Consider the following 22,583-nt stretch of genomic DNA (forward strand, 5'->3'; position numbering starts at 1 on the left):
ATTTTTAAACCTTTCAATGTTTAAATTTTAAAGTTATTTTTGCACAAAACTTTTAATATGTCTTTAAAAGCTGTTCTTTTCGATATGGATGGAGTAATTGTAGATACAGAACCATTACATAGAAAAGCTTATTTCAAAACGTTTGATGAATTGGAAATTGCGGTTTCCGAAGAATTGTATACCTCTTTTACCGGAGCATCAACCAAAAGAGTTTCTGAAACCCTGATCAATGAATTTAATTTAAATCAGACTTATGAATCCATTGCAGGAATCAAAAGATCTCATTTCAAAGATTATTTTTATAATGATGATGAATTTGATTTAATTCCGGGGGTAAAAAACCTAATTGAACATTATCATGAAAATGGAATAAAACTTATTCTGGCTTCTTCGGCTACCATGGTAACGATCAATATGGTTTTTGAAAAATTCGGATTGGAAAAATATTTCAGTGGAAAGATCAGCGGTGCCGATTTAAAAGAATCAAAACCTCATCCTGAAGTTTTTTTACTGGCTGCAGAAATGGCAGGCGAACCTGTTGAAAACTGTATGGTCATTGAGGATTCCACCAACGGGATTCTTGCCGCACATCGGGCTAAAATTTTCTGTGCGGCTTACAGAAGTCCACATTCTAAAAATCAGGATTATACATTGGCAGACACTGTAGTTACTGATTATGAGGAACTCGAACTTGATAAAATCTCTACTTATTTCTAAATAAAAAAGCTCTCAGATTCTGAGAGCTTTTGTTTTGTATATGTTTTGTCATCTGAACGAAGTGAAGATCCTTAACTTTCCTTAATTCTTAATAAAAAACTTAATGGTTAAATTTTAAAATATTAAGATATATTGAGTGATTAAGATTATTAAGATGAGATTGCTTCGTCACATTCGTTCCTCGCAATGACAGATTAAGGTTTTATTTATAACCAAGAATCTTCAATATATCTTCCGGTTCCTGTTTTTCGCGGAAAATTTCATAGTGCAATTCACCGTTTTCATCCTTTTGGATCAGGACGTGTCTCGGCTGAGGCATCAGACAGTGGTGTACTCCACCGTATCCTCCGATTGTTTCCTGATACGCTCCTGTATGGAAGAATCCGATATACAATGGCTTAGTATCACTGAAAACCGGTAAATAAATTGCGTTGGTATGCTGTTCAGAGTTATAATAATCATCTGAGTCACATGTAAGCCCTCCTAAAAATACCCTTTCATAAGAATCTTCCCAACGGTTTAGCGGAAGCATGATAAAGTGTCTTGAAATCGCCCAAGTATCAGGAAGAGTGGTCATGAAAGAAGAGTCAATCATATTCCATTTTTCTCTGTCATTCTGACGCTTCTGAGAAATAATCTTATATAGATTCGCTCCACTTTCCCCTACAGTAAAACTTCCGAATTCAGTATAAATATTAGGTTCTTCCACTCCTTCTTCTTCACAGAATTTTTTAATCTGAGAAACGATCTCTTCTACCATATACTGATAGTCATAATCAAAGTTCAAAGAAGTTTTTATTGGGAAACCACCTCCGATATTCAATGAATTTACTTCCGGAGCGATTTTTTTCAAACGTGCATATACACGAAGACATTTATACAATTCATTCCAGTAGTAAGAAGTGTCTTTGATCCCGGTATTGATGAAGAAGTGAAGCATTTTCAATCTTGCATTCGGGTGTTCGGCAATCTTCTGGCTGTAATAAGGAATAATATCTTTATATCCGATTCCTAATCTTGAGGTATAGAATTCGAACTTCGGTTCTTCCTCTGATGCGATTCTGATTCCGATATTAAAGGTAGAATCGATACTTTCCGTAAGTTTATCCAATTCTCTGTAATTATCAAGAATCGGAGTAATATTTTCAAAACCATTGTTGATCATATCTGAAATATTTGTCAGATAATCATCAGTTTTGAAACCATTACAGATTACTTCAATGTTTTTATCTACTTTCCCTTTTTCGTAAAGAGACTTCACAATATCCATGTCATAAGCAGAAGATGTTTCTATCGAAATATCATTCTTCAAGGCTTCTTCCAATACGAAATTGAAATGACTGGATTTTGTGCAATAGCAGTAGGTATAATTCTTTTTATATCCGGTTTTTTCAAAAGCTTCTTTAAACCAGCTTTTGGCCTTCTGAATATTTTGAGAAATTCTCGGCAGATAGCTAATCTTTAGCGGAGTGCCAAATTGTTCAACTACATCCATCAATGGAACGTCGTGAAACAACAAATTGTTCTCAGATACATTAAATTCCTCCGTAGGAAAATATAATGTCTGATCAATAAGTTCCGAGTACTTTATTTTCATTTCTAAACAAGTGAATTAAGAAATGCAAAATTGCTAAAAAAGTTTGATTTTCGGGTGTTAAAATTATTATAATTTTAAATAAAGACCCAATATCATATCCTGCAAAAATTTATCTCTGATAATCAATAGGTAAACTTTTGAATATATTCTGTTCTTTTGGCATCTGAAATCCCTAATACCTGCTGAATATAGACATCTATGGAGCCATACTTTTTATCAATCTCCCCAAAAGCAGCATCAAGGTATCTTTTTTCTACCCAGCTCAGATTTTCAAGCACCTGCAAATCCATCTTCGGATAGATGAAATGTAAGCGATTGGCAAGGCGAAGTCTCTTCTCAACCATCTCTTTCCTGTAGTTGTTGGATAGAAGATATTCATTATAAATAGTCTCTTTATCAAACCTCAGAATCGTTAAGATGAGTGCTGTTGTAATTCCTGTTCTATCTTTTCCTGCAGTACAGTGGTACAAAACCGGATCTTCAGATTCCAGGATCTCAGTGATGATTTTCTTTATGGTCTCAGGATTTTCCGTAACATATTCACGATAGAAATCTATCATTCTCTTATCTGCATCTGAAGCATTCACCTTGCCTTTCAGAACCAGTTTTCTTGCCTGAGCCAGCTGATCTCCTTCATCTTCAAACGCTGAATATTTTTTGTAAACGATTCCTGAAGGCAGCCAATCAGGTTTCTCGGCAATTTCCTTTGAATTTCTAAGATCAATAATCTCTTTGATTCCCAATTTTTCAAAATCATCAAAAGATTTCTTTTTAAGCTTATGAAGATGGGCACTTCGGTAGAACTTTCCTTCTTTTAAGGTTCTTCCATCTACATTTTTAATATTTCCGACAGTTCGGAAGTTCGTTACCTTCTTTATATGAATCACTTTTTCAGTCTCCTTTTTTCCATATTCGGGTGTTTCAAAATGCTGTGTTCTGCATGAGAAAATACTGCATAATGAAATGGTGAGAACTGATATTTTGATTAATTTATTCAATAGTTTTTAATACGTTTTGGCTAAAGCCAGTTGATTTATATATTTTTTATTAAATGGGCTAAAGCCCATTTCTATTGGTAGAATAACTACTCGATAAAGATCTTTTTAATAGATCGTGGGATATTCTATTTCGCTGATTCCTACAAATAACAGGACATCTCCTGATTCATATTCTACGGAAACCTCATCTTCAACGGCAAAGTTTCGGGTTCCTATTCTTGAAGTAATGCTTAAAGTTTCATTCGTCAAAGACCAGTTAAGTCCTTTCGTTGTAATATTATTCACTGATGGAAATGGATAGAGAGAAATCATTCTATTTTTCGCTCCTTTCAATTTAAAATGATTTGGAATAAAGTAATATTCTGAAAACTCATCATAAAATTTAATTTCCATCTGATCTTTGAATGCATAAGCAACGGTAAGGTTTCCAAGAAAATGATCCTGCTCACCTCCACTTCCTCCAAAAACATCAATCTCTGAAAAGCCTTTTTCCAAAATGATTTCTAAAGCTTTGTGAAAATCTGTTTTATCCTGATCCAATGTAAGGATAAATTTTTCCTGATACATATCTTCATCTGATCCGGAATGGGAATCAAAATCACCAGATATAAAATCCAACCTGTCCATTGGGAAACCCATTCTTTTTAAATAGTGAAAAGCACCGTCTGTACAAGCAATCAAGTCATAATGATCAAGATCAGGGAAAGATTGGGGAGCATCTCCGTTGATGAAAAGTAGTGCTTTATCTCTCATTCGGATTCCAGTATTCTTCCGGTTCGTTGTTCAGTTTTGAAACATATCTTGCCAACACAAAAAGATAATCTGAAAGTCTGTTTAAATATTTAATCAATTCAGGACGTATTTCTTCTGATTCATTCAAAAATACCAATGAGCGCTCTGCTCTTCTGCAGATGGTTCTTGCAGCATGTAAAAAAGTGGCAGGCTTTCCACCTCCTGGAAGGATAAAGTATTGAAGCGGCTCCAGTTTATCTTCAAAAGCATCCATCCATTGTTCCAGTTCTTCAATTTCTGTGTCTGAAATAATGATCGGAAGGCGTGATTTTCCGTTGGCCAGCATCAGTTTATCTACTGGTGTAGCAGCCTCGGAACCTACGGTAAACAAATCAAACTGTATTTTTTTCAGTTGTCTCAATACTTCTTCATCTTCGATATGACTTTTTGCAATCCCAATGAATGAATTCAGCTCGTCTATATTTCCATAACTGTCTACTCTGGCACTGGCTTTAGAAACTCTTGTTCCGCCATATAATGCCGTCTGACCTTTATCTCCTGTTTTCGTATAAATTTTCATAGTACTAAAATACCCTTTTTTGTAGAATGTAAAAAGCAAAATATAGTAATAACTTCCTATTCTGCGTGAAAAAACAATTAGCTGACATTATGAATGAATGTCAGCTAATTGTTTATGTGGGTTTTATATTTTTTGAGATTGCTTCGCCTTTGTTAAGCCTAACAATACCAATTCCTTTGTTTATAGATTAAAAAGTATAATTAACATTGAGCTGAAAAGTTGTTCCGTTAAATCCAAACTGATTCACCTCCCAAGGGTATTTGAACCTTCCTCCAAGATCTGTAACTATATCTCCTTTGCTGTCTATAACATCCGGATAAATATTAAACAAATTATTTACAACTCCGGAAACTTTAAGGTCTTTCGTTATTTTATATGTTAAAACGATGTCTGTAACTACTTTACCAGAAAATGTCTGATCTTTGGCAGGATCAGTTGCGTGCTGCCATGTAACAGAACCAAAATAAGTATTATTAAGGTTAAAGTTAAACTTTGAAATATCATAAGAAAGACTAAGAATAGTTTTTGTTTTGGGTCTTGCAGAAGTAATTCTGGATTGTTCTTTTCTATCAAAAAAGTTTTCTGAGTAACCATTTTCAGCCAAAATAGGCGGAACGGCAATATTATCTACTATTTTAGTTTCGTTATAATTGAAAGCAGCAATAACTCCCAATCTTCCTTTGCCTATAGCAGAAGTATAATAATTTGCGACGAAATCTACCCCTTGAGTAACTGTATTTACCGCATTGGTGAAAAACTTCAAAGAGGTTATTTTATTATTGTCTAATATTACCTCCACTGGGTTTGTTATATCCGGACTACCCGGAGCACCGGTTTTATAACCAATATCTCCTGAGAAAAGTACCCGGTCTTTAATTTTTATTCTATAATAATCTGCTGTAATAGTAAGGTTTTTAAACGGTTTTACGGCAAATCCCCCAGTAATGTTAAAAGCTTTTTCAGCATTTAATCTGGCTACACCAAGATCAGATCTTACAATTTGAGAGTCATTATTAAAAGTACCCTGATTAGCTACAGTATTCCCTGTAATTTTGGTTTGAACATTGGAATAATAAATCTGGTGTAATGAAGGTGCTCGAAATCCTGTAGAAACAGACCCTCGGAACACCAATTTATCATCCAACAACTTATATCTTGCATTTCCTTTCCAGGAAACATTATTTCCAAAATCACTGAAGTTTTCATATCTCACAGTTCCTCCAACTAACAGGTTTTTCGTAATATCCCATTCAGCATTCAGATACGCCCCAATATTCTGACGGTTTTTATTGACTTCATTTTGAGGCTGCAGTCCTGGAAATGATTCTGCACCACTTCCTATATAAGATGCTTCCTCACCTGCCTTCGCCTGATAGTTTTCATTACGCACTTCTGCTCCAGCTCCTAAAACAAGCGCACCAAAATCCCGGTTGATGTCTATGTTTCCTATAATATTACTAAACTGATGACCTCCTGCTCTAAAACGGGTTGGTGAATTGGCTCCCAAAGATGTATTAATGGTATTTGCTACAGCATAATCTACGGCATTAGAGCCAAAGGTTGCACTCCCATCAAAATTCCATTTTCCAAACATGCCTTTCCACCCGGAGGTTAAATTATAATCGTAAACATCTGTTTTAAATTGCGGTTGAAATCCATTGTAAGGTTGTCCTTGTGGAGTTAATAAACCAAAATCTGAAGCTACCCAATAGGGAGTTCTGTACAAAGCAAAACTAGTCCCACTTCTGTAAGTTGTACCCCCAAAAGCATAAAATTTGCCTGTTTCACCTGTTGGCAACTCAAAATTGACAAACATATTGCCCACTTTTGTTTCCGGCTGCCCTATAATCATTCCCAGACCAGGATTAGCTTGCGTCCAGGCATTATCTACACCAAAAAGGTCATCTTTTGTAACAGTACCTGCACGGTTGGTTTTATTTTGGGAAGAATATCCGAATGTAAGATTCAGACTTCCATTTTTGGCAACTCTGATTCCTGTATTAAAATCTGCTCCGATATTAAAGCCATCACCTTCTGATGTAATACCTGAAAAAAGATTGACTGTACTTTTTCCAACGCTGTTCTTAAGGATAATATTGATTACTCCTGCAATAGCATCAGAACCGTATTGTGCAGATGCGCCATCCCTCAATACCTCTACGTTTTGTAAGGCTGCTGAAGGAATACTTTTAAGATCTGTACCTACCTCACCTTTTCCCGGTGTATCATTTACATAAATTAAAGCACTTTGATTTTTTCTTTTACCATTTACCAAAACCAATGTTCTGGAAGGTCCTAATCCTCTTAAATCTGCCGGATCAAAATGAGCCGTTGCATCAGAAACGGTTTGCTGTGACGAATTAAAAGATGGAACAGCATAGGTTAAAGCTTTATCAAAAGTAATTTGCCCTGTGGATTTTAATTGTACAGCAGAAATATTATCAATAGGAATTGCTGAGGTAATGATGGTTCTGGGCTTAGTTCTACCCGTTGTAACCACAACTTCATCTATTTTATTTTGTTTTATGCTGTCCTGAGCATATCCCATTGCACCAGCTCCACTTAATACCAGTGCACAAATTTTCTTATTAAACAATTCCTTTTTCATATCAATTGACAATTATTTAATAAATCTAGTGAAAATATTAATATTAAATACAAAAATAAATCATATGATATGAATAATACTCCATAACTTCACAAATAGTATTTATTTATAAAAACTATGATAAACTTACAAACATCAGTAATTTATTAATAATATGAAAAGAAATGCAGTAGTAATTTCCTAATTCTGTCTGAAAAAGTGATTAACTTACACCAGGGAATAAATATGATTTCATTCTTTCTGATAAGTGGTTTTCGTAGCTTGAGATTGCTTCACCTATTGACTACATATAAAAAATGGCCGTTAAAACGGCCATATCCAAATTATTTATTTACCTCTACGTATTGTATGATGGTCTGATTTTTTGGGTTGTAGATAATTGTACTACTGTTGGGAAACCTTTTCAATTTATAATATTGAATGTTTTTATCGGATTTTATATCTTCCAGAATACTTGTATCAAGGGTATTATCAGGAAGAAATTTTGATAAAAGACTTATTTTATCAATGATATTTTGTCCATCAATCTTACGGGCTGTCTTTTCTGATTTGCTTTCATCAGAAGTAGGCTGGCCTTCTAAAAACGGGAGCAATGCGGCAATGTCTGCTTTGTATTTAAAAATGTAACCTTCAGATCTTCCCGGGATTTTAATTTTTTTCCCTTTTTCTTCAGAAACTATAGAAGCTCCCGTACCAGGAAAAACGGTATTAAACTTAACATCTTCGGAATTGGTTATCGTATTTATTGATTCATTGATTGTTTTCTTCACTGTTTCTTCTACAGCCTGCTGTGCCTTTTGCTGCACAGTTTCTGTTGTTTTTTGAACCGTCTGGTCAATTTTTTCCTCAATCTTATTGCATGATACTAATAAAAATGCGGTGACAACAGGCAAAATATACTTCTTCATAATTCTAATAGCGATTTTTGTTATTAATATCCTTCCTTCTAACGGAAAAGTAGGTCCGGATATTTTAGCAAAGAAAAAAATATTTTTTCAATATCAAAAACCCTACTGACAAACTGTTGTCATAACCCTGTCTTACCTTTGTATCAATAACAAACAAAAACAAAACATTATGACAACTACAGCAACAGCCACTAAACAATTCATGACTTCTGAACAGTTATTAAACGACTGGCAAGGACATAGAAATCTAACGAGAAGAGTTATTGAATCTTTTCCAGAAAAAGAACTATTCGAATTTTCTGTAGGTGGAATGAGACCGTTTGCAAAACTGGCAGTAGAGCTGATTGGCATTGGCGGACCTGCTTTAAAAGGAATTGTTGAAGGAAGCATGGAAGCATACAACGAGGAAGCCTTTAATCCGAAAACAAAAGAAGAAATTTTAAAGAAGTGGGATGAAGAAACAGAAGTAATCAACCATTATTTTAATATGATTTCTGAAGAGCGTTTCCAGGAAACTTTCAATTTATTTGGAGAATATGAATTCCCTGTATATCAGAACATTCTTTATTTTGTAGACAATGAAGTTCACCACCGCGGACAAGGATATGTTTATCTGAGAGCTTTGGGAATTGAACCACCTTTCTTCTGGGAAAGATTTTAATTTTAATAAAAGTAAAGAGGTAAAATTGCAAAAAGGCGGAAATCCTGAGAATACATCTGCAATGTCATTTAATTAGCGATTTTCCTCCATCTCAACAACTTATATCATTTTTTGCAACAAAACAAATTTAGCTTTTTTGCGATTTTGCCCTTGGCTTATTAACCATTTCATTTATTTGCCTCAATTAAGTCTTTAAACCTCAACAATTACTCTGTTGAGGTTTTATTGGTGTCTTTCTGTCATTTTTACAAGCAGCTCATTCAATCTGGTGCGAAGACTTTCCGGTTCCAGAACGGTAGCATAGTCTGCAAAAGTAACGAGCCAGCGGGGAAATCCGTCACTGATCCATTCTGTTTCAAAAGTGAGTTCTACCCCCTGTTCAGTTTCCACTTCTTCTGTCAGTCCATAATATTTTTTGGAATTCACCAGATGAGACATTATCTTTTTGTCAACCAAAAGTTTGGCTCTGACTTTATTTCCGTTTGATTTTTTCCGGTAATCATTTACCTGCCCATATTCCTGCAAAAAGGGATTCAAGGTTTTTGAAATTTCTAAAATCCTGTCTATCCGAAACTGTCTGAAATCTTTTCTCAAAGTACAGAATGCCATGATGTACCAAAAATTAAACTCAAAGAACATCCCGACAGTTTCAATTGTTCTGTTGTCTACCCTACCATCTACCGTCTGATATCTTATATTCAATTGGGTTTTGTCTGCGATGCTTTCTAAAATAATTGGAATCACATTTTTAAGAGAATCTCCGGAATCGGTATGAAAACTAAAAACATCAATCTGTTTTTCAATATTCTGAATGAGGTTTTTATCGGAATTCCGCAATACTGACCGTACCTTTTCCATGGCTGCCTGATAATGGCTTCCCAAACTTTGGTGGGAAAATTTCTGCATCAGCTTTTCGGCGGTTATAAAACTTAAGACCTCTTCTTTGGTAAACATAATGGGAGGAAGTTTGTATCCGTCCATCAAAGAATAGCCGTTTCCTGCTTCACCTACAATAGGAATACCTGCATTTTCCAGGGTTTTTACATCACGGTAAATGGTTCTGATACTTACATCGAACTTTTCAGCCAGATCCTGCGCCCGAACTACAGGTTTAGACTGTAATTGGGTAAGGATAGCGGTTACCCGATCGAGTTTTTTAAGATAGTGATCATTCATTATGTAACAAAGCTAAAATTCTTTTTCGAGGTATGTCTTATAAATGGGACTGCTTTTTTTATTAATTTTATTTTTCACAAAACAGTTTCTTTTTTATGCTTCACACTCATTTTGTTCAGTCTATTGAAAAAGTTTTAAAACCGGAACAGGCAGTGATAGACGGGCTTGTTACCCATCTGGAATCCAAAACTTACAGAAAAGGAGATTTTTTGTTAAAAGCTGATGAAACCTGCCGGTATTTTTATTTTATTGAAAAGGGACTTGTAAAACTATTTTTTGACAATGGTGATAAAGATTTTATCATGACTTTTTTTGCAGAAAATGCTTTTTTCGCTGAGCTGAGCGGTTTTCTTACCGGACAGCCGTCAAAATACATGATCGTTGCCCTGGAACCTACTGAAGTCCTCCGCATACACAGAGATGTTATTGAAGGATTGTGTAAAAAATTTCACACGGCAGAAACACTTTTCAGCAAATTGTATTCAAAAGCTCCGGTCAATATGATGGGAAGGATCAGTGAAATGCTGGAAGATGACGGAAAAAAACGCTATCACAATTTCATGAAGCAAAGACCTGATCTTATCCAGCGCATCAGTCTTGGTGATCTGGCAGATTATATCGGAATCACTCAGGTTTCTTTAAGCAGAATAAGAGCACAGAAGTTTTAGAGAAAAGGAAGCTGGAGGCTGGAAGTGGGAAGCTATTGTAGACTGAATATATATCATCTACATAATAGTAACTTCCAGTATCCAGCTTCTATCCTCCAGCTTTTAAAATCTTTCCTTATAAAATTTATCATTTGTAAAAAAATTCAGGAAAATACAGTTCTACATTTGTCACATAATTAATCAAAAAACAAATATTATGTCACAAAGAATCAACGCATTTGCGATCGGAAACAAGGCTGTAAATGCACTTCACACCATGGGATTTCAGGTACAGAATTCATCACTGGACAATTCATTTCTTGAACTGATGTATTTCCGGGTTTCACAAATGAACGGATGTGCTTTTTGCCTGGATATGCATTCTAAAGAATTAAGAGCAAAAGGTGAAACAGAACAGAGAATATTTCTCGTAAGTGCCTGGAGAGAGTGTTCATTTTATACCGATAAGGAAAAGGCAGGACTGCTATGGGCTGAAACTTTAACGGCTTTAAATGGCAAGGAAGTGAATGATGATATTTATTCAAAGGTAAGTCATTACTATTCTGAAACTGAAATAGTGGATTTAACAATGGCCGTTATTGCCATCAACAGCTACAACAGAATTAATATTGCTTTCGGAGCAGATGTAGGGACTTATCAGGTTCCTGAAAAAGCGCATTAGACAATTGTTATTAAAATAAAAACTCAGCGGGCAAGCTGAGTTTTTTTATTTAATTTTCTTTAAAAGTATTCACCAGTTTATCGAGATTCAGACTGCGGGCTGATGCATCAAAGATCTCACGGTAAGTACCTTCTTTACTGTAAAGTTCATCATGAGTTCCATTTTCCACTACTCTTCCTTTTTTCATCACGTAAATAATATCGGAATCCAGAATCTGCGACAGGGAATGGGAAATGATAACCACGGTTCTTCTTTCTTTTATTGCATCCAAAGAATTCTTGATCTGTTCGGTGGCGATGGCATCAAGACTTGCTGTAGGTTCATCCAGAAAGATAATCGGGGGATTTTTAAGAAACAACCTGGCAATGGCAATCCTCTGCTGCTGTCCTCCGGAAAGCTGAGTAGCATCATGCTGGTATTGATCCGGAAGATCCATGATCTGTTCATGCAGATAAGCTTTCCTTCCAGCTTCCTGAATTTCTTCAAAACTTGCATTCATATCTCCATAGCGGATATTATCTTCTATACTTCCCTGAAAGATATGGTTTCTCTGAAGTACCAATCCAAGATCACTTCTCAGAAAAGTATTATCAAATTCATTAAGATTTACTCCGTCAAGAAGAATCTCTCCGGAATCCGGAAAATAAAATTTACACAAAAGATTAATCACCGTTGATTTTCCCGCACCGCTCAATCCTACTAAAGCTGTCGTTTTTCCGTTTTCAATTTTCATGGAAACATCATGTAAGGCTTTTGTTCCGTTGGGATAAGTAAAATCAACATTTTTCAATTCAAAAGTTCCTTTGATTTCTTTTTCCACAAAGGTTCCATTCGATTCGGTTTCGTTGTCTGCATTCAGGATATCAAAGTAGCCTTCAGCGTAGATCATGGCATCATTCATATCATCATAAATCCTGTGCAGCTGGCGGATAGGCGCAGAGACATTATTGAAAAGCATAATATGAAGCATGATCGCACCGATAGTCATTTGCTGATCAAGAACAAGATAAACGGTTAAAAGAATGATTAAAACTACTCCGAACTGCTCAATAAACGTTTTTAAACCATCATAAATAAAGTTGGTTCTTCTTGTGATCATCTGGCTTTCCATCAGTTCCATCTGAAGATCGTATTGTTTTTTTCCTTCAAACTTTTCACGGACAAAACTTTTAATGACCATAATGGAATTGATCAGATTCAGAAGTCCGGATGTCTTTTTTTCTCTCTGATTTCTAAGCTGGCGGCGCACTCCTCCAAGCTTTTTGGCCTGCAGAGAACTGATATAAAAATAAATCGGAACAATGATCGTTGAAACAAGTCCTACGTACACATTCTGCATATACATAATGATCAGCGCAATAATAGCGTTGGAAAAAAGCGGCAGAATATCAATAAAAAAATTCTGTACCAGTCTGGTTAAACTTTCTATACCACGGTCTATTCTGATCTGTAATTTTCCGGATTCATGGTTTTCATCATTAAAATAAGCAACTCTATAGGTTAAAATTTTATCAATGGCTGACTGAGCCAACACAGAACTTACATTGATCCTGATCTTTTCTCCATAAAATTTCTGTCCGAAATTGATAAAAATATTCAGCAGTTCTTTTCCCAGCAAAATAATTGAAATGATGATAAGAATATGAATACCCTCTGTCATCGGATGTGGAAGATGGGTTAGCTTGGTGACTTCATCTACTGTATATTTCAAAACAATAGGGTTTACCTGTGCTGCGAGGGCTCCCAGAAAAGTAAGAAACAGGGTTCCGTAAATCATTAATCGGTAAGGTCTGATAAAGGGGACAAGCTGTTTATAAATTCCGAACAAGGTGACTGTTCTGTTAAAAGGTTTAGCCATAGAAATCATTTTTAAATGAAAAACGTACCGCTTTCAAAAGAAAAAGGTACGTTTTATTATCATGTTCAGCAAATAAATGCTTTATATTTTATCCTTCAAATAGATAAGTTGTAAGGTAATGCAGTTCTTTTCTGCCAGCTTCTTTAGATTCCGCTTCTGCCTGCTCTAGAGAATATTGAGAATTGATTTCTTTTTTCTGGAAAACAAATGAGTTGTTGGCATTTTTATCTACCACATCATTAAAGATATGTTCAATTTCAGAGTTTGCTAATGAAGCAAAGCTGATGTCTTCAAAACCATACATCAGTCTCAGATCATCAAACTGTCTGAAGTTTTCATCTACAAATCCCTGTAACTGCGCTTTTGAATCAAAGTTTCCTGCCCAGATATTATAAGCATATTTTTTCTTTTTAGGTTTATCCAAAATACTCTGATACACGAAGTTTTCACCAAGATATGCCTCTCTTACCTGCGGATCATTCGCAAGGTCTTCCGGAAGTCCTTCTTTCAGGATTTTTCCTTCAAACATAATATAGGTTTTGTTGGTAATGGCCAACGTCTGCTGTACGTTATGATCGGTAATCAGAATTCCAATATTTTTATCTACAAGACTTCTTACAATCTTCTGGATATCTTCAACGGCAATAGGGTCTACTCCCGCGAAAGGCTCATCCAAAAGAATAAAATTCGGGCTTGTAGCCAAACAGCGTGCGATTTCGGTTCTACGTCTCTCTCCTCCGGAAAGAAGATCTCCTCTGTTTTTACGGACATGCTGTAAAGAAAATTCTTCGATCAGTTCATCACATTTGATCTGCTGTTCACGCTTTGAAAGCTTGGTCAGCTGCAATACTCCCATAATATTTTCCTCTACAGACAATTTTCTGAAAACGGAAGCTTCCTGAGCAAGATATCCGATTCCCTTTTGGGCTCTTCGGTACATGGCATCCGTAGTAATCTCCTGTTTATCCAGGAAAATCTTTCCTGAAGTGGGCTTAACCAACCCTACGATCATATAAAACGATGTGGTTTTTCCTGCTCCGTTCGGACCCAGCAAACCAACAATTTCTCCCTGTTGAACCTGTACAGAAACGCCTTTTACAACTTTTTTAGGACCGTATTCCTTGATTAAGTTTTCTCCTCGTAAAATCATAGGGCAAATATATCAAAAATATAAACTTCACTTATATGTTAATATCAACTTGTTTATTTAAATATAAACTTGTTCACTTCCAAATCATTGTAACTTTTAACCATTTTAAACTACTTATCGTAAAACATCTCAATCAATTACAATCATTAAGAAATGGAAAATTACGGTTACACAAAAACAGAAAATGTACAAAACCAGCAAAACAGCGTCCCTTATCATTCGGAAAAGAAAATTCCTGCGGCATTATTGGGAATTCTTGTAGGCTGGCTGGCTTTAAATAAATTTTATCTTGGCTATACGAAAGAGGGAATCATTCAGCTGGTTCTGAATGTTGTTACTTTAGGAGCAGCTTCTGTCATTCCTTTTATTGAAGGTATTTTGTATCTTTTTATGAGTGATAAACAGTTTGATGATACCTACGTCTATGGGAAAAAAGGTTGGTTATAAAATAATAAACCACTCACCTGTCTGAAAATAAAATAGGCTGTTCTTATCTGAACAGCCTATTATTTTTTATTGAAATGATTAATCAGGTGGACAAGCTAAATGATTAATTGTACATGGATGCCAGATTCCCTTGCACCATGTTCCGCAATTTGGATCATCAATGATCACTTCTCCTCCTTTGATTTCCTTCAATTGATTTCTTTCAATCTTTTTAAGATTTCTCATAAATAAATTCTTTTGATGTTTTAATTATTTTCGTTTCTCGAAATTAGCTTTACTCAAAAGTATATTTTTTATGTACTCGAAAGTCTTCAATTCAGACCATTAACCTAACATTAACGTTGGTGTCCGGATCACGATTTTCTAACTGTTATTTATTCAAAAGGATAGCAGCTTCTTTTGCAAAATAAGTAAAGATCATGTCTGCTCCTGCTCTTTTGAAACAAGTCAGGCTTTCAATGATCGTTCTGTCATTATCCAGCCAGCCGTTCTGTGCTGCCGCTTTTACCATTGCATATTCCCCGCTTACATTGTATACTGCGATCGGAAGATCAATGGCTTCACGTACTTTGGAAACAATATCCAGATAAGGAAGTCCCGGTTTGATCATGATAACATCCGCTCCTTCGTCAATATCTTTAAATACTTCATTCAATGCTTCACGTGTATTGTGGAAGTCCATCTGATATGTTTTTTTATCTTTCGGAATTTCCATATCATCTTTCGGAGCGCTGTCTAAAGCACTTCTGAAAGGTCCATAGAAAGAACTTGCATATTTGGCAGCATAGCTCACAATTCCTACATCTGTAAATCCGCTTTGTTCCAATGCCTCACGAATGACCTGTACTCTTCCATCCATCATATCACTTGGTGCCACAAGATCTGCTCCTGCTTCAGCGTGGGATACTGACATTCTTGCCAGTGCATCGTTGGTAGCATCATTGATCACTTTTCCGTTTTCAATAATTCCGTCGTGTCCATAAATTGAATAAGGATCCAGCGCTACATCCGGCATAATGATCATTCCCGGAACGGCATCTTTAATTGCTTTGATTGTACGCTGCATCAGTCCGTCATTGTTCCAGGCTTCTTTTCCTGTATTGTCTTTCAGATGTTCTGACACTTTCATGTACAAATTGACAGCTTTTACTCCCAAAGAAAATAATTCCTTACATTCCTTCACGGTTAAATCTATACTCCGCCTAAAAATCCCCGGCATAGACGGGATTGCCTCCTGCTTGTTTTCGCCCTCCATTACGAAGATCGGCATTACAAAATCATCAGTTGTAAGCACATTTTCTCTTACCAAACTTCTGATAGATTCATTAACTCTAAGTCTTCTATTTCTTGAATGTATCATTTTGGAATACTTTTTGAATAAGTTTCTACAAATTTAATATAAGTTCTACAAAAAACTATTGTATGAAATTATAGAATTTATTACATTTGTTATATATATTCGAGAAATTATAAATTTGATGAAAAAACTTTTACTTTTATTTCTATTTGTAGGCACTTTTGTTGGATTTTCCAACAATTTAAAAGCTCAGCTTAGAGAGCCGAGTTCCATCACTCAGAAAGCGGATGATGGGGTGTTGCTTGCTTATCCAAATCCTGCAAAGGATTTCCTTATCATTAAGGCAAAAGATTCTTCTTTAAGAATCAAAAGTGTGACTTTTTATTCTATTTTGGGTATGCAGGTCGCTAATTATACAGTGAATATGAATTCCGGTGAGATTAATATTGAAAAATTGAAACCCGGAAAGTATATGATCCGTTATATTTTAAGTGACAACACGCAGAAAGTTACTCAAATCGTGAAACAATAAATTACAATCCTGATAATCATCAGGATTTTTTCTTTTACATTAATTCTGTTTTAATATTTCCGTAACTTTCGGAATCTTTTTATACTAATTGTAAAAAGAATAATTTTAATGCTAAAAGCTGAACATATTAAAAAGACCTACAATGCCGGAAAAAAGGTCGCCCTGGATGATTTCAGCATCCATGTTCCAAAAGGTAGTATTTACGGCCTTTTAGGTCCCAACGGAGCCGGAAAAACTTCTTTTATCCGTATCATTAATCAAATTACTCAGGCAGATTCCGGAGATATCTTCATCAACGGACAAAAACTGAGCCCGGATCATATTAAAGACATCGGCTATATGCCCGAAGAAAGAGGATTGTACAAAAACATGAGTGTTGGCGATCAGATTCTATATTTCGGGGAACTGAAAGGAATGAGTAAGAACGATGCTCTGAATGAAGCCAAAAAATGGTTTGAAAAACTGAACATCGATCAATGGTGGAAGAAAAAACTTTCTGAACTTTCTAAAGGGATGGCACAAAAGATCCAGTTTGTAGTAACCGTTCTTCACAGACCTCATCTTTTGATTCTTGATGAACCTTTTTCAGGTTTTGATCCCGTAAATGCCAACTTAATCAAAGATCAGATCATTGATCTTAAAAATAACGGAACAACTATCATTCTTTCTACCCACAGAATGGAAAGTGTGGAGGAAATGTGTGATTATGTTGCTTTGATCAACAATTCTAAAAAAATCATTGACGGAAGGGTTTTTGACGTAAGGGAAAAATTCAAGAAAAATATTTTTGGGGTTACACTTTCTGAAGTCAGCAACGATCAGTTTGACCATTTCAAGAGTAAGTATGACATCTTCAATTTATCGAATGAAAATAATCTTGTTTCCTTTGACCTGAAAAATGAAGAGAGTCAAAATAATGTTCTTCTTGATCTAGTACAAGTGGGCAAAGTGAGATCATTCGATGAAAGAATACCTAGCATGAACGAAGTGTTTATTAATGCTGTAAGTAACCATCCCTAATTTATGAATAATATTTTTTTAATTACCAAGAGAGAATTTCTTACACAGGTTAAGAAAAAATCCTTCATCATATTAACGCTGCTTGCCCCCATAATGATTATTGCTTTCGGAGCTGTAGTAGGATTAATGTTTAAGGCTAATGAGTCACACAGCATTATAGAAGTGGTTGATAAGAGCGGATTGTTTATGAATCAGCTGAAATCTAATGATAAATTAAATTACGTTTTTGTTTCTGCCGCAGATGAAAAATCAAAGATTAACAATTTAAAAGGAAATGAATCCCTGGATGGTATTCTGATTCTTCCGGAATTGAAAAATCAGAATTTCGATGCGCTTGAAAAAGAGACAAGACTGGTAATCAACAGTAAAATAGGATTCGACACAAAGCAGCAAATTGTTTCTGATATCAGCAATGTTGTTAAAAAAGAAAAAATCAAACAGCTGGGCATTCAGGAGACTCAGTTAATTGATCTTGATAAAAGCTTCACATTAAAGACCATTAATGTAACGGATAATAATAAAGAGGATTCTGATCTTGCTTTCGGGGTTAAATCCGGGCTGAGCATGATCCTGATGTATGTTACCTTTATGTTTATCATTATTTATGGGGTAAGGGTAATGCGAAGTGTACTTGAGGAAAAGAACAACCGTGTTGTGGAGATTATTATTTCTTCCGTAAAACCTTTTGAACTGATGATGGGGAAGATTCTGGGGGTAACCATGGTTGCACTGACTCAGTTTCTGATCTGGATCACAATGTCTGTCATCGGAGCATTAGTTCTGAATACAGGCTTCTCACCTCTTCAGAAAAATATCCCGGGTGGAAATAATGAGATTGCGAGTAAACTGGATGTGGGGCAGCTTGCTACCCAGATTTCTCACAGTTTGCTGGAACTTAATTTCCCACTGATCATTTTTGTATTCATCGTTTTCTTCCTTCTAGGATATATTTTTTACAGTTCTATTTATGCAGCAATCGGTTCTGCAGTAGATAACGAAACAGAGACACAGCAATTTACTTTATTTGCAATTTTACCCTTAACCTTGGGGATGTATGGAAGTTTTACTTTGATGAACAATCCTGATGGGCCATTAGGCTTCTGGCTGTCAATCATTCCGTTTACTTCACCGGTTGCAATGATTGCAAGAATCCCATTTGGAGTTCCTGCATGGCAGATTGCATTGTCTATTGCATTATTATTGGTAACAACTGTTTTTATGATCTTCCTGGCCGGAAAAATCTATCGTGTAGGTATTTTGATGTACGGTAATAAAGCTACTTTAAAAGAGCTTTGGAAGTGGATTAAAGGATAATCACCAAAAGGCTGAAAAATAAAGATTACAGATCAATCTGTTTATAATTTATAATAAAAAATCCCGGAAACTTAGTTTCCGGGATTTTTTATATTCTGAGATATTCTATTTGAATATATAGCTTAAGGTAAGTGCAATTACCTGTTCTGATTTTTTCTTATCACTTCCTCCTTTTTCTTTTACAAGACCAGGGTAAGTATCAGAAAGTCCTAAATCATATTTTAAAGCTACTTCGAGTTGTCTCTTATAGCTATATCCTACGCCTAGTCCAAGTCCCCAGTTAAAGCTTTTTGCTTTTCCGTCTACTCCTGGTTGTGTAGGATCAGTAACGTCCGGATCATAATAAGGTCTTCCTACAGGAGGATTCTTTACGTCCTGACTTACTAAAAAGTTAAATCTAGGTCCAATCAATCCAAAGAATTCTGATTCAGCTTCTGAAAAGTATCCTTTGAAATAAAGTGGTACACTCAGATAGTTATTTGCATATACTGCATCGTAACCATCTTTTCCTTTAGCATCTTTATCTTTTCCGGTTTCTCCTGCACCATAGTACAGAACTTCGGGTTGGATAAAGAATTGGTTTGCCTTCCCTACGGGGATCAAAGCCAAAGCTCCACCTTGGAAGGTATATCTTGGGCCAGAGGGATTGTGGGCATTTGCTACTCTTGAGTAGTTTAAACCTGCAGTAAGACCGAATCTTGTATTATTCCATTGCACCTGTGCAAAAGATAATGCAGACAGCGTCAAAGCTGAGGCTAATAAAAGTTTTTTCATATGGTGTGGTTTTATATTATCCTAGAATTTTTGCTACAGTAGCACCAATGTCAGCAGGAGAATCTACAACGTTGATACCGTTTTCTCTCATGATTTCCATTTTAGCCTGAGCTGTATCTTCATCACCACCTACGATAGCACCTGCGTGCCCCATAGTTCTTCCTTTTGGAGCAGTTTGTCCAGCGATGAATCCTACAACCGGTTTAGTAGACCCGCTTGCTTTGTACCATCTTGCAGCTTCAGCTTCAAGACCTCCACCGATTTCACCGATCATTACAACAGCTTCAGTTTCAGGATCGTTGATGAATAATTCTAATGCCTCTCTTGTCGTTGTTCCAATAATTGGGTCACCACCGATACCGATAGCAGTAGAAATACCGTAACCTGCTCTTACTACCTGGTCAGCAGCTTCGTAAGTAAGGGTACCTGATTTTGAAACGATACCTACTTTACCTTTTTTGAAAACGAAACCTGGCATAATACCAATTTTAGCTTCTTCAGAAGTAATGATTCCAGGGCAGTTTGGTCCGATTAATCTGCAGTCTCTGTCAGCAATATAAGATTTTACTTTTACCATATCAGCTACAGGAATACCTTCAGTAATACATACAATCACTTTGATACCTGCTTCAGCAGCTTCCATGATAGCATCTGCTGCAAATGCCGGTGGTACGAAAATAATACTTACGTTTGCTCCTGCTTTTTCAACAGCATCAGCCACTGTATTAAATACCGGTTTTCCTAAGTGCTCGCTACCTCCTTTTCCTGGAGTAACACCACCTACTACATTTGTTCCGTATTCAATCATCTGACCAGCGTGGAAAGTTCCTTCGTTCCCTGTAAATCCTTGTACAATTACTTTAGAATCTTTGTTTACTAAAATTGACATTTTATTGTTGTTTTAATTTATTTATTATTTTATTAATGCTCACAAATTTACTTAAATTTCTTTGATTTTGGATAAAACCTTTGGAATAGTTTATTTGAGATTTCTCAGCTTTACTTCTTTTTTCAGATAAGTTTTGAAATCTTCTGCAAACATCCCAATATAGGTACCTTTTTCAAGATCTCTGTTTACTCCGGTTTTTCCTAAAATTACAGATCCTGCCTCAATTTTATTACCGGAAGCAATGCCTACCTGTCCCCATAATGTCACCTCATCTCCAATGATGCAGCATCCAGCAATTCCTACCTGAGACGCAATAAGACATTTTTTCCCGATAACGGTATCATGTCCTATCTGAATCTGGTTATCCAGAACAGAACCTTCTCCAATGAGGGTAGAATCCGTAACCCCTCTGTCAATGGTACAGCCATTTCCGATCTCCACATTGTTTTCGATGATAACATTTCCTACAGAAATCAGACGGTCAAAATTTCCATCTAATTTTCTGTAATAAAACGCATCACCTCCTAAAACTGTGTTGGACTGGATAACAACATTATCCCCGATTTCGGTACGGTCTCCTATCACAACATTTGGGAAGATAAGGGTATTTTTTCCGATTTTCACATTGTTCCCGATTACTGCAGAATGGTGGATTTTTGTGCCTTCTCCTATTTCAACATCGTGAAGTTCTTCTGTGAAATTATAGATTCTGGTAAAATGAGTATTGATTTTATTAAAGTCTCTGAAAGGATCATCAGAAACCAAAAGCGCTTTGCCTTCCGGGCACTCTACTTCTTTATCAATTAAAATAATAGTGGCTGCAGAGTTTAGTGCTTTGTCATAATATTTAGGGTGGTTCACAAAAACGATATCACCTGGCTTTACCATATGAATTTCATTGGTTCCCAATACTTCAAAGTCTTCTGGCCCAACAAATGCTGAGCCTATTAAATCTGCAATCGTTTTAAGCTTTTGCGGAGAATGGAATCTCATAACAATAGATTTTCTTATAAAACAAAATTCGGACTGCTAGTGCAAACCGAATTTATGTAAATTTTATTTATTATTTCACTCTTTCTAAGTAGCTACCGTCTTCAGTGCTTACTTTAATTCTGTCTCCCGGCTCAATGAACAAAGGAACCATTACTCTTGCTCCTGTTTCAACGATTGCGTTTTTAAGAGCGTTAGTTGCCGTGTTTCCTTTTACACCCGGATCAGCTTCGATAACATCCAGATATACTGACTGTGGAAGTTCTGCAGAAAGCGGAGTTTCATCAGCTTCTTTCAAAATGATTGTTACTTCTTCCCCTGCTTTCATCAAGTTTGAGTTTTCAATCATTTCTTTATTTAAATATAACTGAGAAAAATCATCGTTATTCATGAAGTGGAATCCGTTCTCGTCATCATAAAGATATTGGAACTTTCTTGTGATTACTTTTACTTCATCAATTTTGTGACCAGCAGAGAATGTATTGTCTAATACTTTTCCGTTTGTCACAGATTTTAGTTTTGTTCTTACGAAAGCAGGACCTTTCCCTGGTTTTACGTGAAGAAACTCGATTACTTTAAAAATATCGTTGCTAAATTCGATGCAAAGACCTTTTCTGATATCGTTACTTGTTGCCATTAATTATATAAATATTTATTTTCTTTTTTTAATTTCGATACCTTGTCCTTGAGGCATCATTCTGTTAAATGTATTATTATTGAATGCATTCACATTATTATTTAATCTGTTTACATTCATCTGAACATCAGATTCATACTGATCAGTTGTTCCTAATATTGAACTTCTGATACTTTTCTGTTTCAGAATACCATTTAAGTTATTCTTGGCAATACTATCATTAGATTCTCCGGAAAGTTTTCTTTCTATGGTAAAAGGCTTTTCTTTTTTCCCAGTTGCAGACTTTTCCGTTTGCTGGCCAAACAAAAAAGAAGTTGCAGAAAGCGCAATAAGTACGATTAAACTTTTCATTGTCTGATAGTATTTATA

23 protein-coding genes and 1 pseudogene are annotated in these 22,583 nt (G+C 35.7%); 8 read left to right on the top strand and 16 right to left on the bottom strand.

The genetic code is table 11. From position 1 onward, the window contains the following. The first annotated feature begins 57 nt into the window (after positions 1–57). Positions 58–717, top strand: coding sequence for an HAD family hydrolase (locus KYG33_RS09685; RefSeq protein ID WP_077419269.1), 660 nt, complete (start codon positions 58–60; stop codon positions 715–717). A gap of 202 nt (positions 718–919) precedes the next feature. Here KYG33_RS09685 and KYG33_RS09690 read toward each other — a convergent pair whose 3' ends face one another. The 6 genes from KYG33_RS09690 to KYG33_RS09715 form a co-directional block, all read right to left on the bottom strand. Then, complete coding sequence (locus KYG33_RS09690; protein WP_077419268.1) at positions 920–2,314, bottom strand: arginine decarboxylase; 1,395 nt, start codon at positions 2,312–2,314, stop codon at positions 920–922. Positions 2,315–2,436: 122 nt separating this feature from the next. Further along, positions 2,437–3,312, bottom strand: coding sequence for a tyrosine-protein phosphatase (locus KYG33_RS09695; RefSeq protein WP_077419267.1), 876 nt, complete (start codon positions 3,310–3,312; stop codon positions 2,437–2,439). A gap of 105 nt (positions 3,313–3,417) precedes the next feature. After that, the gene (locus tag KYG33_RS09700; protein WP_077419266.1) at positions 3,418–4,065 is read right to left on the bottom strand and encodes a thiamine diphosphokinase; all 648 of its coding nucleotides are present in this window, start codon (positions 4,063–4,065) and stop codon (positions 3,418–3,420) included. Continuing rightward, complete coding sequence (locus KYG33_RS09705; RefSeq protein WP_077419265.1) at positions 4,055–4,624, bottom strand: cob(I)yrinic acid a,c-diamide adenosyltransferase; 570 nt, start codon at positions 4,622–4,624, stop codon at positions 4,055–4,057. Before KYG33_RS09705 ends, KYG33_RS09700 begins: the two co-directional genes overlap by 11 nt. A 187-nt stretch (positions 4,625–4,811) precedes the next feature. Then, positions 4,812–7,232 carry a TonB-dependent receptor plug domain-containing protein gene (locus KYG33_RS09710; RefSeq protein WP_077419264.1) on the bottom strand — a complete coding sequence of 807 codons (2,421 nt, stop codon included), beginning with the start codon at positions 7,230–7,232 and terminating at the stop codon, positions 4,812–4,814. 323 nt (positions 7,233–7,555) lie between these two features. Then, positions 7,556–8,140, bottom strand: coding sequence for a hypothetical protein (locus tag KYG33_RS09715; RefSeq protein ID WP_077419263.1), 585 nt, complete (start codon positions 8,138–8,140; stop codon positions 7,556–7,558). 169 nt (positions 8,141–8,309) lie between these two features. Here KYG33_RS09715 and KYG33_RS09720 point away from each other — a divergent pair, with 169 nt between their 5' ends. Then, the gene (locus KYG33_RS09720) at positions 8,310–8,801 is read left to right on the top strand and encodes a DinB family protein (RefSeq protein ID WP_047387000.1); all 492 of its coding nucleotides are present in this window, start codon (positions 8,310–8,312) and stop codon (positions 8,799–8,801) included. A gap of 222 nt (positions 8,802–9,023) precedes the next feature. On the opposite strand, the gene KYG33_RS09725 is transcribed toward KYG33_RS09720, so the two are convergent. Beyond that, positions 9,024–9,977 carry a helix-turn-helix transcriptional regulator gene (locus KYG33_RS09725; RefSeq protein ID WP_219073151.1) on the bottom strand — a complete coding sequence of 318 codons (954 nt, stop codon included), beginning with the start codon at positions 9,975–9,977 and terminating at the stop codon, positions 9,024–9,026. Positions 9,978–10,072: 95 nt separating this feature from the next. On the opposite strand from KYG33_RS09725, the gene KYG33_RS09730 reads away from it, so the two are divergent. Both KYG33_RS09730 and KYG33_RS09735 read left to right on the top strand, forming a co-directional pair. Then, on the top strand, positions 10,073–10,645 hold the full coding sequence (locus tag KYG33_RS09730) for a Crp/Fnr family transcriptional regulator (protein WP_219073152.1): 573 nt from the start codon (positions 10,073–10,075) through the stop codon (positions 10,643–10,645). Between the two features lie 196 nt (positions 10,646–10,841). Further along, entirely contained in the window at positions 10,842–11,306 is a 465-nt protein-coding gene (locus KYG33_RS09735; protein ID WP_077419260.1) for a carboxymuconolactone decarboxylase family protein, read from the top strand. A 49-nt stretch (positions 11,307–11,355) separates the two neighbouring features. Here the strand turns inward: KYG33_RS09735 and KYG33_RS09740 are convergent, their stop codons facing one another. Both KYG33_RS09740 and lptB read right to left on the bottom strand, forming a co-directional pair. Further along, the gene (locus KYG33_RS09740; protein ID WP_219073253.1) at positions 11,356–13,083 is read right to left on the bottom strand and encodes an ABC transporter ATP-binding protein; all 1,728 of its coding nucleotides are present in this window, start codon (positions 13,081–13,083) and stop codon (positions 11,356–11,358) included. Positions 13,084–13,588: 505 nt separating this feature from the next. Beyond that, a pseudogene (gene lptB / locus KYG33_RS09745) lies at positions 13,589–14,314 on the bottom strand (LPS export ABC transporter ATP-binding protein); the annotation flags it as partial. 153 nt (positions 14,315–14,467) lie between these two features. Between lptB and KYG33_RS09750 the strand changes: the two are divergent. Beyond that, positions 14,468–14,761 carry a TM2 domain-containing protein gene (locus KYG33_RS09750; RefSeq protein ID WP_077419258.1) on the top strand — a complete coding sequence of 98 codons (294 nt, stop codon included), beginning with the start codon at positions 14,468–14,470 and terminating at the stop codon, positions 14,759–14,761. A 78-nt stretch (positions 14,762–14,839) separates the two neighbouring features. Here KYG33_RS09750 and KYG33_RS09755 read toward each other — a convergent pair whose 3' ends face one another. Then, the gene (locus KYG33_RS09755; protein ID WP_156118482.1) at positions 14,840–14,986 is read right to left on the bottom strand and encodes a bacteriocin-like protein; all 147 of its coding nucleotides are present in this window, start codon (positions 14,984–14,986) and stop codon (positions 14,840–14,842) included. A gap of 145 nt (positions 14,987–15,131) precedes the next feature. Next, on the bottom strand, positions 15,132–16,121 hold the full coding sequence (hemB, locus tag KYG33_RS09760) for a porphobilinogen synthase (protein ID WP_077419257.1): 990 nt from the start codon (positions 16,119–16,121) through the stop codon (positions 15,132–15,134). A gap of 118 nt (positions 16,122–16,239) precedes the next feature. Between hemB and KYG33_RS09765 the strand changes: the two genes are divergently transcribed. From KYG33_RS09765 to KYG33_RS09775, 3 genes are all read left to right on the top strand, one after another. Then, positions 16,240–16,590, top strand: a complete 351-nt coding sequence (locus KYG33_RS09765; protein ID WP_047378731.1) for a T9SS type A sorting domain-containing protein — start codon at positions 16,240–16,242, stop codon at positions 16,588–16,590. A 108-nt stretch (positions 16,591–16,698) separates the two neighbouring features. Then, the gene (locus KYG33_RS09770) at positions 16,699–17,610 is read left to right on the top strand and encodes an ABC transporter ATP-binding protein (protein WP_077419256.1); all 912 of its coding nucleotides are present in this window, start codon (positions 16,699–16,701) and stop codon (positions 17,608–17,610) included. Between the two features lie 3 nt (positions 17,611–17,613). Further along, a complete protein-coding gene (locus KYG33_RS09775; protein WP_077419255.1) occupies positions 17,614–18,924 on the top strand; it encodes an ABC transporter permease in 1,311 nt (436 codons plus the stop codon). Positions 18,925–19,029: 105 nt separating this feature from the next. Here the strand turns inward: KYG33_RS09775 and KYG33_RS09780 are convergent, their stop codons facing one another. The 5 genes from KYG33_RS09780 to KYG33_RS09800 form a co-directional block, all read right to left on the bottom strand. Next, entirely contained in the window at positions 19,030–19,698 is a 669-nt protein-coding gene (locus tag KYG33_RS09780) for a porin family protein (RefSeq protein WP_077419254.1), read from the bottom strand. 16 nt (positions 19,699–19,714) lie between these two features. Next, complete coding sequence (gene sucD / locus KYG33_RS09785) at positions 19,715–20,587, bottom strand: succinate--CoA ligase subunit alpha (protein ID WP_077419253.1); 873 nt, start codon at positions 20,585–20,587, stop codon at positions 19,715–19,717. A gap of 90 nt (positions 20,588–20,677) precedes the next feature. Next, positions 20,678–21,580 (bottom strand): LpxD N-terminal domain-containing protein, encoded by a 903-nt coding sequence (locus tag KYG33_RS09790; RefSeq protein WP_077419252.1) that lies wholly within the window; start codon positions 21,578–21,580, stop codon positions 20,678–20,680. A gap of 70 nt (positions 21,581–21,650) precedes the next feature. Next, a complete protein-coding gene (gene efp / locus KYG33_RS09795) occupies positions 21,651–22,214 on the bottom strand; it encodes an elongation factor P (RefSeq protein ID WP_077419251.1) in 564 nt (187 codons plus the stop codon). Between the two features lie 15 nt (positions 22,215–22,229). Next, on the bottom strand, positions 22,230–22,565 hold the full coding sequence (locus KYG33_RS09800; protein WP_257468980.1) for a hypothetical protein: 336 nt from the start codon (positions 22,563–22,565) through the stop codon (positions 22,230–22,232). Positions 22,566–22,583 lie beyond the last annotated feature (18 nt).

It is taken from the genome of Chryseobacterium sp. D764, assembly GCF_019317325.1.
GTDB lineage: Bacteria > Bacteroidota > Bacteroidia > Flavobacteriales > Weeksellaceae > Chryseobacterium.